The organism is Moorena sp. SIO2C4 (genome assembly GCF_010672485.1).
Taxonomy (GTDB): domain Bacteria; phylum Cyanobacteriota; class Cyanobacteriia; order Cyanobacteriales; family Coleofasciculaceae; genus Moorena; species Moorena producens.
The window spans coordinates 1-11,425 of sequence record NZ_JAAHGN010000112.1 but is presented as its reverse complement, the minus strand read 5'-3'; the positions used below and the strand labels follow the sequence as shown (position 1 = coordinate 11,425).

General features: G+C 44.7%; 11 protein-coding genes and 1 riboswitch. Of the genes, 6 read left to right on the top strand and 5 right to left on the bottom strand.

Going from position 1 to position 11,425, the window contains the following annotated elements:
* Nucleotides 1–1,172, bottom strand: a 1,172-nt coding sequence (gene thiC / locus F6K20_RS08835) for a phosphomethylpyrimidine synthase ThiC (protein WP_287294453.1), incomplete at its 3' end; no start/stop codon positions are given.
* Nucleotides 1,173–1,178: 6 nt separating this feature from the next.
* A riboswitch (TPP riboswitch) is annotated at nt 1,179–1,275 on the bottom strand.
* A 284-nt stretch (nt 1,276–1,559) separates the two neighbouring features.
* Nucleotides 1,560–3,401 (bottom strand): ATP-dependent zinc metalloprotease FtsH3, encoded by a 1,842-nt coding sequence (ftsH3, locus tag F6K20_RS08830; RefSeq protein WP_071102234.1) that lies wholly within the window; start codon nt 3,399–3,401, stop codon nt 1,560–1,562.
* A gap of 244 nt (nt 3,402–3,645) precedes the next feature.
* Here ftsH3 and F6K20_RS08825 point away from each other — a divergent pair, with 244 nt between their 5' ends.
* From F6K20_RS08825 to mtnB, 3 genes are read left to right on the top strand one after another with little or no spacing between them, the layout of a single operon-like run.
* Nucleotides 3,646–4,200 (top strand): 1,2-dihydroxy-3-keto-5-methylthiopentene dioxygenase, encoded by a 555-nt coding sequence (locus F6K20_RS08825; RefSeq protein WP_287294457.1) that lies wholly within the window; start codon nt 3,646–3,648, stop codon nt 4,198–4,200.
* A 28-nt stretch (nt 4,201–4,228) separates the two neighbouring features.
* Nucleotides 4,229–5,320, top strand: a complete 1,092-nt coding sequence (locus tag F6K20_RS08820; protein ID WP_287294451.1) for a RuBisCO large subunit C-terminal-like domain-containing protein — start codon at nt 4,229–4,231, stop codon at nt 5,318–5,320.
* A 41-nt stretch (nt 5,321–5,361) separates the two neighbouring features.
* A complete protein-coding gene (gene mtnB / locus F6K20_RS08815; RefSeq protein ID WP_287294455.1) occupies nt 5,362–6,045 on the top strand; it encodes a methylthioribulose 1-phosphate dehydratase in 684 nt (227 codons plus the stop codon).
* A gap of 59 nt (nt 6,046–6,104) precedes the next feature.
* On the opposite strand, the gene F6K20_RS08810 is transcribed toward mtnB, so the two are convergent.
* The 3 genes from F6K20_RS08810 to F6K20_RS08805 all read right to left on the bottom strand — a co-directional run bounded on the left by F6K20_RS08810 (nt 6,105) and on the right by F6K20_RS08805 (nt 8,089).
* Entirely contained in the window at nt 6,105–7,199 is a 1,095-nt protein-coding gene (locus F6K20_RS08810) for a calcium/sodium antiporter (RefSeq protein WP_287294449.1), read from the bottom strand.
* A gap of 204 nt (nt 7,200–7,403) precedes the next feature.
* Nucleotides 7,404–7,526 (bottom strand): WecB/TagA/CpsF family glycosyltransferase, encoded by a 123-nt coding sequence (locus F6K20_RS40545; RefSeq protein WP_502708328.1) that lies wholly within the window; start codon nt 7,524–7,526, stop codon nt 7,404–7,406.
* A gap of 14 nt (nt 7,527–7,540) precedes the next feature.
* Nucleotides 7,541–8,089: a glycosyl hydrolase family 28-related protein gene (locus F6K20_RS08805; protein ID WP_287294447.1), complete on the bottom strand. Its 549-nt coding sequence runs from the start codon at nt 8,087–8,089 to the stop codon at nt 7,541–7,543.
* A 418-nt stretch (nt 8,090–8,507) separates the two neighbouring features.
* Here F6K20_RS08805 and rfbF point away from each other — a divergent pair, with 418 nt between their 5' ends.
* The 3 genes from rfbF to F6K20_RS08790 all read left to right on the top strand — a co-directional run.
* Complete coding sequence (rfbF, locus tag F6K20_RS08800; RefSeq protein ID WP_287294445.1) at nt 8,508–9,359, top strand: glucose-1-phosphate cytidylyltransferase; 852 nt, start codon at nt 8,508–8,510, stop codon at nt 9,357–9,359.
* Complete coding sequence (locus tag F6K20_RS08795) at nt 9,283–10,347, top strand: NAD-dependent epimerase/dehydratase family protein (RefSeq protein ID WP_287266775.1); 1,065 nt, start codon at nt 9,283–9,285, stop codon at nt 10,345–10,347. Before rfbF ends, F6K20_RS08795 begins: the two co-directional genes overlap by 77 nt.
* A 225-nt stretch (nt 10,348–10,572) precedes the next feature.
* A partial coding sequence (locus F6K20_RS08790) for a class I SAM-dependent methyltransferase (protein ID WP_287294443.1) occupies nt 10,573–11,425 on the top strand: 853 nt, incomplete at its 3' end.

The window sequence follows — 11,425 nt, the reverse complement described above, 5'->3', positions numbered from 1 at the left end:
CAGTCGAAGTTGTAGCGAGCAATGGAGAGTTCATCATCCCGGTCCCGTGCTCCTGGACGATTCCTGGCAATATCCGCCGCATGAGCAGCAATCTTGTAGGCAATCAAGCCATTGCGGACATCCTCAGCATCGGGCAGTCCTAAATGTTCTTTCGGGGTTACATAGCACAGCATGGCGGTACCGTACCAGCCAGCCAAAGCTGCCCCAATGGCAGAGGTGATATGGTCATATCCAGGAGCAATGTCTGTCACTAGTGGTCCTAGGACATAGAAAGGTGCTTCTGAACACTCTTCCATCTGCTTTTTGACATTGAACTCAATTTGATCCATTGGCACATGACCAGGTCCTTCTACCATTACCTGTACATCATGTTCCCAAGCACGACGAGTCAACTGCCCCAATGTTTTCAATTCTGCTAACTGGGCTTGATCAGATGCATCATGGGTGCAGCCAGGACGCAGGGAATCCCCTAAGCTGAAGGAGACATCGTATTTCTTGAAAATCTCGATAATGTCGTCAAAGTGGGTATAGAGGGGATTTTGCTTGTGGTGATGGAGCATCCACTTGGCTAGGATACCACCACCACGAGAAACAATGCCGGTTAGCCGGTTTCTGACCAAAGGCAGATGTTCAATCAAAATGCCAGCGTGGATGGTTTGATAGTCAACTCCTTGCTGAGCGTGCTTCTCAATTATGTGGAGAAAGTCATCGGCAGTAAGGTTTTCCACCTTGCCGTGGACACTTTCTAAGGTTTGGTAAACGGGTACCGTGCCAATGGGTACAGGTGAGGCATTAATGATGGCGGAACGAATCTCATCCAAGTTGCCACCGCCTGTAGACAAGTCCATAACGGTATCGGCCCCGTACTTCACGGCCAAGTTAACCTTCTCTAGCTCTTCATCAATATTAGAAGAGTTGGGGGAGGCACCGATATTGGCATTCACCTTACATTTGGAGGCGATACCAATACACATTGGCTCTAGGTTAGTGTGGTTGATATTGGCGGGGATAATCATTCTCCCCCGTGCCACTTCATCTTTGATCAGCTCAACGGGAAGGTTTTCCCGCTGGGCTACGTAGTGCATCTCTTCTGTCAGGAGACCCTGGCGAGCATAGTACATTTGAGTCACATTGCTCTGACCACGGCGCTTGGCAACCCATTCAATACGCATATTTAATTTCCTCGATCACAGCTTCCCTCCGCCGGTATTAACCGGACTCAGGTTCTAAGGGTGTAATCTCAGCCTGGTTTCTCAGGCACCCCTAGCTTGGTTTGATTATAGTATTACAAAAAAATCCTTCGGATTTAGGATCGCGCTCCTTGCCATAGATTCACACGTGGGGAATCTATGGAATTCGAGATTATTTAGATTAGCTTATGGAATTTTGAACAGGAATAGTTATATCATTATTTTTTTTTAAGATTTAATCTCAAAATAATACAGGACAGTGCTTAGTTACACTGTCCTGTTACGGTGTCCTGTTACCGATGATTAATGGCTAGAGGCTATTTTATTCACCATTGTATTCACCTAGGTGATTGCCCACATCGCAGTGTTTTAAAGAGCGATCGCAGCCATCTTGACATCGTTAGTGCTTAGAATCTCTTGGAGTTCCTCAGCATCTACGGTTTCTTTATCAATCAGCATTTCAGCAAGCTTATCGAGGATGTGCTTATTGCCAAGAATTACATTCTTAGCCCGTTCGTAGGCTTCATCAACTAGCTTGCGAACCTCTTCATCAATGGTTGAGGCTGTGGCATCTGAGAAATCCCGGTCTGAGGCAATATCCCGACCTAGGAACATACTGCCATTCTGCCGTCCTAGGGCAACTGGGCCAAGGCGATCGCTCATACCATAGCGCATCACCATCTGCCGTGCCACCCGAGTCACCTGTTGCAAGTCATTGGAAGCACCTGTGGTCACTTCTTCTTCACCGAAGATAATTTCTTCAGCAATCCGACCACCTAAGGCCACTGCCATCTGATTTTGCAGGTAAGAACGGGAAAACATGCCTGAATCCATCCGGTCTTCGCTAGGGGTGAACCAAGTCAAACCACCAGCACGACCCCGAGGAATAATGCTAATTTTCTGCACTGGGTCATAATCGGGCATTAAAGCACCAACAAGGGCGTGACCTGCTTCGTGGAACGCTACCAGGGTTTTGCGTTTCTCGCTCATCACCCGGTCTTTCTTCTCTGGCCCTGCAAGCACCCGGTCAATGGCATCATTCACCTCATCCATCGAGATTTCGGTTAAGTTGCGACGGGCTGCCAAAATTGCTGCTTCATTGAGCAAGTTGGATAAATCTGCTCCGGTGAAACCAGGGGTCCGACGGGCAATCTTTTCGAGATCCACATCTTTGGCAAGGGTTTTACCACGAGCATGAACGTTGAGAATTTCCAAACGTCCGGCATAATCAGGACGGTCTACTACTACTTGTCGATCAAAACGACCAGGGCGTAGTAGGGCAGCATCAAGAACATCTGGGCGGTTGGTAGCAGCAATAATAATAATACCGGTATTGCCTTCAAACCCATCCATTTCAGTCAGCAACTGGTTTAGGGTTTGCTCCCGTTCATCATTACCACCGCCTAAACCGGCACCCCGCTGACGCCCCACAGCATCGATTTCATCAATGAATACAATACACGGAGCATTGTTCTTGGCTTGCTCAAATAGGTCCCGCACCCGAGAAGCACCAACCCCTACGAACATCTCGACGAACTCAGAACCAGAGATGGAGAAAAAGGGAACACCTGCTTCCCCAGCTACTGCACGAGCTAAGAGAGTTTTACCGGTTCCTGGAGGTCCGACGAGTAGGACTCCCTTGGGAATTTTAGCCCCAATAGCAGTGAAGCGGTCAGCATTTTTGAGGAAGTCTACTACTTCGTTAAGCTCTAGCTTAGCTTGCTCAATGCCCGCCACATCCCCAAAGGTTACCTGAGTTTGGGGTTCCATTTGAACTCTAGCTTTGGACTTGCCAAAGTTCATGGCTTGAGAACCTGGGCCATTCTGGGCACGCCGCAGTAATAGAAACAATCCCACCAAGAGCAGAATCGGGAAGAAGAAGCTGCTTAAGGTCTTGAACCAGAAGCCTTCATCATTCTGGGGTAGAACTGAAATATCTACACCGTTATTATTCAAAAGGTTGATTAGTTGTGGGTCATTGGGGAGATTGACCTCTACCTGACGACCATCTTGAGCGATCGCGATCGCTTTACTGCGGTCAGCACTGATTCTAACGGTTTCCACCTTGCCGCTCTCGACTTGGCTAATCAGCTGGTCGTACCGCCACGTATCTCTACTTGGGGACGGTTTGTCCAAAAATGCTGTACCAAGGGCGATCACCACTATGGCTAGGAGTGCATACAGCCCTGCGTTTCTCCACTTTTTATTCACTCGTTGTTACCTCCATAGATTCGAGGATGTGGCAAATATAGAATTTAGCTTCTTATATTAATTTATGTTAACCTTTCTGAGGAAAACTGGGCGAACTTTATTCTAAAACAGGCTTTATGGAAGCGTTTTATGCCTTTTGATACCTAAGAATAGTGTTTGGATGGCTGGTGTGGGTTGACCTAAAGCAATGCTTAATATTATAATTAATGCCTTTGGATACCAAAAAGCCAACAGGAGGTACATGATGGCGGTTTTACGACTTGAAGATGGTACAACCTATACCGAGCTAAGTGATATTGCCGGAGAATTAGCGCCTCTGAAGGTTCAGCTAAATCACTGGTCTGTAGGGGAGAACCCAGAAATTCATACCCTTCTAGAGCAAGACACCCTGAGTGATATTGAAAAGGAAACAGTACTCCAAGCTTTAGATAGCTACTTTGAACAACTTAAGGAAACCGCTGGCTATCAATCCCGTGACTTAATCGTACTGTACCCAGACATACCTAATCTTGATGCCCTCCTTTCCAAATTTAAGGATTGTCACTACCATACTGACGATGAAGTACGCTACATAGTTGCTGGAGAAGGGGTTTTTGGGTTTGTACGTCCTGATGGCAGCCAAATGGAGTTGACTGTGCAGCCTGAAGAGTACATTAATGTGCCAGCGAATACTGAACATTGGTTTTATCTGACACCATCACGACGGGTTAAAGCTGTGCGCTACTTTATCACTACTGAAGGCTGGGTTCCGGAATACACGGGTACGGAAATTCGGATGAAGCCGGTAGTAGCTGTTTGAGAATATTCCAGTTCATAACTCAGAAAATATGTCCATTGAAGTTGACTACCGCTTTCCTCGCGGTGTTGATGTGGAAAAACAAGCCAAAGTGATTGCTGTTGGGCAAACTGCAGGCACCTGGAATGCTCGTTTTGCCCATCTCGAAAATGTGTTTCGCTCCCATCTTGGTACTGTTGTTCAAGGTGTCATTAACCCTGATGGTTCTGGTTTGGCTACCATCCGTTTTCCCGAAGCTAATGTGGAAAACGATATCCCTACTCTACTAACCATGATTTTTGGTAAATACTCCATGGCAGCACCAGCTAAAGTCATGGCAGTGCGCTTGCCAGAACATTACGGTAGGCATCCCAAATTCGGAATTAGCGGGATTCGGGAAACACTAGGAGTAGTTGACCGTCCCCTGATTATGGCAATTTTTAAGCCAGCCTTGGGACTCTCAGCGGAAGACCATGGAGCGATTTTACAAGAGGTTGCTGGAGCTGGACTTGACATTATTAAAGATGATGAGATTTTGGGGGATTTGGAGATAGCACCAACCCTGAAACGTCTAGAAGTCTGCCGTAAGGTACTTGATGAAATCAAACAGCAAACTGGGCGCACTGTACTTTATGCCATTAATGTAACTGGTTCGGCTGACAAATTACTTGATAAAGCTCATACCTTGGTTAAAGAAGGGGCAAATGCCCTGCTGTTGAATGTCTTGACCTACGGTTTCTCTGTCCTAGAAGCCTTAGCTGCTGATCCAGAAATTAATGTGCCAATTTTTGCCCATCCCGCCTTAGCAGGAGCCCTGTGTGGAGCCCCAAACCACGGGATGGCTTACTCAGTGGTTTTGGGAACTCTGATGGCTCATTGTGGGGCAGATGCGGTGCTATATCCCGCCCATTATGGTAGTTTACCCTTTGACCCAGAGGAGGAAAAGCGAATTCGAGATAGTTTGCGATCGCGCAATGTATTTCCTGTTCCCTCCGCTGGCATTCATGCTGGGATTGTCCCTAAGGTTGTAGGAGATTACGGACAAGAGGTCATTCTTAATGCTGGAACTGGCATTATGGATCATCCCAATGGTCCTGCTGCTGGCGTTAAAGCATTTTTTGAAGCCCTACATTCCGTGGGATGATTTTTTTGATGTACAACAACAGCTATCCCAGCGGTGGAAGAATGGTTAATCTTAGCTCCTCAATCATAAATGACCAGCAATTACGTTCAGCAATTGATCCAAGACCAACCTTAATCAGTGCTGCTAGTCACTTCTATCAATTAGGTTGGATGGTGGGCACAGCGGGTAACCTCTCGGCTAAACAGCCCGATGGCAGCTTCTGGATTACTGCTAGTGGATGCCATAAAGGGCAGCTACGCAGCAAAGACTTTATTCGCATCGCTACTGATGGCAGGGTGGTAGAAAAAACATCACCTGAATCTCGTCCTTCAGCTGAAACAAGCATTCATCAAACTATCTACTCTTTATTCCCAGATGCTAAAGCCTGTTATCATGTTCACACCATTGAGGCGAATTTAGTTTCTGGCTTCACTAAAGACGATACCCTGCCTTTGCCACCGCTAGAAATGCTTAAGGGATTTGGAGTACGGGAGGAGAACCCTCAAGTCACGGTACCAGTATTCGTCAACCATCTGGATGTGTATCGCATTAGTAGTGAGATATGCGATCGCTTTCAGGCTGCACCGCCATCAGTCAATGTCCTATTGATTCGGAACCATGGTATAACAGTTTGGGCGTCTTCCACCGAACGTGCCCAGATCTACTTGGAGTTAGCTGATTATATTTTTAGATATATGGTAGCTGCTCGACAAATTGACCTTAGCACTACCTCAATCAAGAATTAACAAATACAACTGCTGAATTGCTCAATCGGAACAATTCAGCAATTATTTAAGGCAATTATTCAACCAGACTTGATGTTAGTCCGTATACTGCCCATCACCAAAATCACTAGGGTAACTATAGTTAGCGGTACGACAAATGTCATCATGATAGTACTAAATTGTGATAAAGCTTGGTGTTGTGTGGCGTTGAGGAACAAATACAAGGTATAGGCACCGTAATAGCTTAAAAAGAGAAATCCCTCCCACCGGGAAATTTGATACCCAGTAAAGAAAATTGGCAGACAAGCCACCGCTACTGCAATCATTACTGGAATATCGAAGTTTAGGGCAGGAGTTGACACCTGTACACCATCAGGCACAATCAAGCTACACATCCCCAGCACCAACAGGATATTAAAAATATTGCTGCCAATAGCGTTACCTACGGCAAGATCTCGCTCACCACGGATACTGGCAATAATGGAGGTGGCAATTTCTGGAAGAGAGGTGCCAACAGCGATAATGGTTAAGCCAATAATCAACTCGCTCCAGCCAAACATCTTGGCCATAGCAATAGCCCCATTAATCAGCCAGCGGGAACCTAGTACTAACATTCCTAAGCCGAAAACAATCAGCCCTAACTGAGTAACTATCTTTTTAAGGCTAGTACGAGACTGGCGATATTGGGTTTGAGGGGTATCCTGGTCTCGGATTTCCTGATTTTCTTTGCGACTCTGAATAATCGTGAATAAACTATATGCGATCGCGCCAGCCAACAGGATGCTGCCATCAACTCTACCCAGTTGGCCATCCAAGCTCATAAACAAGAGTAGGAATGATATGCCAATCATCAAAGGTACATCTAATCGTACCAACTGCCGGGATACAACCAAGGGTAGCATAGTTGCAGATATGCCTAAGATTAGCAAAATATTGGCAATGTTGCTGCCAACTATGTTACCAAGGGCAATATCAGCTTGTCCTTCATAACTCGACTGCAATGCTACGGCTAATTCTGGGGCACTGGTGCAGTAAGCAACTATAGTCAGCCCAATCACTAAGGGGGAGACGCCTGCTACCAACGCCAACTGTGATGCGCCCTTGACCAAGATTTCCGCCCCAACAACCAAAAGTACAAAGCCAGCAATAAATAAAATGAGAGTGATTATGTTCATTGGCTGTGTGTGAGTAAGTCATTGAGGACGAGTTTACTTCATCAAGCATTAAATTTGCTATAACCTCGACTTAGCCCTGATAATTACCTAGGGTTTATTTAAACCGCAAACACCTCAACGATAACACATATCAAGGGTATTTTTTTCTGTGTTTACCTAGGTTTAGTTTTAGTTATTAACCTAATAATTTATTGGCTAACTGTTTCATATTATTTTTATCAACAAACTCTCTAAAAACAGTTGCTTTAAAGACAGATAGATAAAAGGCGGGATGGTACTGTAGTAGCGGTTCGAGAGTCTACTTGGCTCTTGAACTAGCCTATACAAACATTTCAACTCTACTAGGTGGGCTGCTCAGGATTACCAAAACCTTTGGCTTTCTCCTGAAGCTTGCTCATACTTTTCTCAGTGCCTTCACCTTGCCAAGTCAGAAATGCCCCAAACACACCCTTCTGATTCTTCGACTCCATTGAATCACTGACCAAATAGCTTCCTGTTGGAAACAACAGGGTGCGATGTTTCGTGAGATTATCCTGAACTGCTAGGCGAATGGCGGCTGTGTCATCAGTCATACCATCACCTTTGACACCGTAATCCCGCACATTCACCATGTTCGCATCCAAAGGATAGAGGGGATTCGCTGCTACTGAAGAACTGACCAAGCTGGAAAAGCTAGCAGGTAAGCCGATCACCAATAGTAGGCTGCACAGGGTTAGGGAGAAGAGCGTGAGCTTGGCTAGGTGGGGAGGAATTCCTACTAGATTTTTAAGTCTTTGGGATTGGTATTTACGCGGTAGATGTATAAAAAACAACGCTTTGTGGAGCAGTACTGCCAAACCTTTACTGATCATCCAGCGGTACCGGTTCTTAGTTAATCGTGTTTTTAGCATTTTTACCTTACCACTTTCTGTCAAATAAATCACAATTTTTCATCTTTAATTAATTAATTTTTGTTAAATTTAATTCAAGCCAATCTGGCAACAGATCTAAGTACAACTTGGGTTTAATTGAAAATACTGAATGATATCAAGTCCGGTTAATTAGTTTCCCAATAATCCCTGAATTTTTGGTAATGCGTAATGGGGGATGGTTTATCATCAACTAGCAATTACGAATTACTAACTACCAACTAACAATTACTAATTACAAATTACCAATTCACCGCTCAGGAATTATGATAATTATTCAACGGAATTTGATAGGATACATCGATAGGTTTATTCCTCATAAAATTAATAAAAAAATGATGGATTATAAGTCAAACCTGTTAGTTATTTTGTTGTTAGTGATTTTGGTCTCAACAGTCATATGAAAGTAGCAATTCTTGCCGGGGGTCTCGGTACTCGTCTAGCCGAAGAAACCGACACAAAACCAAAGCCAATGGTAGCAATCGGAGGGCGACCAATCCTCTGGCATATCATGATGCATTATTACCATTATGGCTTCCAAGATTTTGTGATTGCCCTCGGCTATAAGGCAGAAGTCATTAAAAAATACATGGTGGACTATAGTTCACTTAATAGTAACTTAACGGTCAACCTTAACAATGGCAAAGTCATCCAGCACGGTGGTGGAGCACCGGATTGGACAGTTGATTTAATCGATACTGGTATTTACACCAATACAGGCGGTCGGATTAAACGGCTCGCTCCCTATGTAAACAATCAGACATTTATGCTCACTTGGGGAGATGGGGTTTCTGATGTCAATTTAAATGCGCTCCTGGAATTCCATCGTTCCCATGGCAAATTAGCTACCTTAACTGCAGTACGTCCACCTGCACGTTTTGGTTACTTAGAACTAGATGGAAACCAGATTACGGAATTCTCTGAAAAGCCTCAAACCCGAGAAGGCTGGATCAACGGTGCTTTCTTTGTTTTAGAGCCCGGAGTTTTTGATTATATCGACGGTGATGACACCCAGTGGGAAAAAGCACCACTGGAGCGACTCGCTAGAGATGGGCAACTGATCGCTTATCACCACACTTCATTCTGGCAATGCATGGACACCTTACGTGACAAGCGCAGGTTAGAAAGTCTGTGGAACAGTGGCAATGCACCTTGGAAAATTTGGGAGGAAAATAATGCGAGTATTAGTAACTGGTCACAAGGGCTACATCGGCACAGTGATGGTGCCAATGCTACTAGCTCAAGGGTATGATGTATTTGGTCTTGATAGCGACTTATTTGAACAGAGTACCTTTGGTGAAGGAATTCGAAAAATTCCAGAGCTAAAAAAGGATATCCGTGACGTTACGGCAACAGAACTGGAAGGATTTGATGCTCTAATCCACTTAGCAGGGCTTTCCAACGATCCTCTGGGGAATCTCAATCCTGACTTAACCTATGAGATCAATCATGCTGCTTCAGTTCATTTGGCTAAGTTAGCCAAAGCCGCAGGCATCGAGCGCTTCGTATTCTCATCGTCTTGTAGTAACTATGGCGCTGGTGGTGATGATTGGTTGACTGAGGAATCATCCTTCAACCCCGTCACTCCTTACGGCATTTCTAAAGTTCGTGTCGAGCAAGATGTTACTCAGTTAGCGGACAATAACTTTAGTCCTATCTTTCTGCGGAATGCCACGGCTTACGGTGTTTCCCGCCGTCTGCGCTTTGATCTAGTACTCAATAACTTGGTGGCTTGGGCATTTACCACGGGTCAAGTGTATATCAAGAGCGATGGCACCCCTTGGCGTCCCATTGTCCATATTGAAGATATTTCCCAAGCGTTTATTGCGGTGTTGGAGGCACCTCGTGAGGTGGTACACAATCAAGCCTTTAATGTGGGACGTAATGAGGACAACTATCGGATTCGAGAGTTAGCCGAAATTGTCAAAGAAACAGTTCCAGGCTGCGAAATTGAATACGCTAAAGATGCTGGACCCGATAAGCGCTGTTATCGCGTTGATTGTAGTAAGATTATTCGGACATTACCCGAATTCAAACCCCAATGGAATGCCCCTCGGGGAGCTCAAGAACTCTACCAGGCTTATCAAACCGTAGGCTTAACCTTGGAAGAGTTTGAGGGACCGAGGTATCAGCGTATCGCTCACATCAAACAATTACTTAGCACTGGAAGATTAGATCAAACCCTGCGTTGGCGTACGGAGCTACCTAGATCTCCTCAAATACAAGCCATGAGTGTTTAGGAGTTGTTGGGTCATTGGTAATCGGTAATCGGTAATCCTACTCTAATTGCCAATTACCAATTACCAAAAGGCCAGAAACACTGGTTGCAGGCACTCTGGAGAATTAGTTAAATTTAACAAACAGTTAACTTGCCTATGGTTCTGGATATTTTTTTTGTTGATGGTTAACAGTTAATTGCCAACCGTTTACAGTCAACAATTAACAGTGATATTATTAAACTAATAATGTATAATTCCATGCCTATTTGTCGTGCTAACAGCACTGATGACTTAGAGTTAATTATTTCCTTCGGTTACACCCCATTAGCTGATGGATTACTTACTAAAGACCAGCTAGATAAACCTGAATATACTGCGCCATTGGATCTGGCGTTTTCTCCTAGCAGTGGTTTAGTCCAAATCACCGAAAGTGTCCCGCCCGAAATCCTATTTTGTCGAGACTACCCCTATTTTTCTTCTGTATCAAAATCGTTACTAAAACACTTTGGAGATAGTGCCCAAGCCATCATTGAATCAAGACAACTCAACAGCAACAGTCTAGTAATTGAAGCAGCTAGTAATGATGGCTATATGCTCAAGAACTTTCTTGAAAAAGGAATTACAGTGCTGGGAATTGACCCAGCCTCTGGACCTGCAGAAGCTGCCCAAAAAGCAGGTATTCCTACTCTTAGTACATTCTTTACGAAAGATTTGGCAATAGAGCTACACTCTGAAGGACGGAAAGCTGATGTTTTTCTTGCTAACAATGTCTTGGCTCATGTGCCAGATCTGAATGGCTTTGTAGCAGGAATTGGGGTTCTGCTGAAAGAGACTGGTGTAGCTGTGATTGAAGTACCCTATGTGGTTGACTTGGTCGATCACTGTGAATTTGACACTATCTACCATCAGCACTTATGTTATTTTTCAGTAACTGCTTTGGATCGGTTGTTTAGGAAACATGGTTTATTCCTAAATGATATCCAACGTACTCCAATCCATGGGGGTTCGTTACGCCTATTTGTGGAGCCTAAGGAACAGGTTAAGGAATCCGTAAAATCTCTATTAGTAGAAGAAGTAGCGCGGTCAACTCCCCGCGCTA

What these genes read in the sequence shown, in the direction of transcription:
- F6K20_RS08825 (WP_287294457.1), top strand. Translation starts at nt 3,646, where the DNA reads ATGGCGGTTTTACGACTTGAAGATGGTACAACCTATACCGAGCTAAGT.
- F6K20_RS08820 (WP_287294451.1), top strand. Translation starts at nt 4,229, where the DNA reads ATGTCCATTGAAGTTGACTACCGCTTTCCTCGCGGTGTTGATGTGGAA.
- mtnB (WP_287294455.1), top strand. Translation starts at nt 5,362, where the DNA reads ATGGTTAATCTTAGCTCCTCAATCATAAATGACCAGCAATTACGTTCA.
- F6K20_RS08810 (WP_287294449.1), bottom strand. Translation starts at nt 7,199, where the DNA reads ATGAACATAATCACTCTCATTTTATTTATTGCTGGCTTTGTACTTTTG.
- F6K20_RS08805 (WP_287294447.1), bottom strand. Translation starts at nt 8,089, where the DNA reads ATGCTAAAAACACGATTAACTAAGAACCGGTACCGCTGGATGATCAGT.
- rfbF (WP_287294445.1), top strand. Translation starts at nt 8,508, where the DNA reads ATGAAAGTAGCAATTCTTGCCGGGGGTCTCGGTACTCGTCTAGCCGAA.
- F6K20_RS08795 (WP_287266775.1), top strand. Translation starts at nt 9,283, where the DNA reads ATGCGAGTATTAGTAACTGGTCACAAGGGCTACATCGGCACAGTGATG.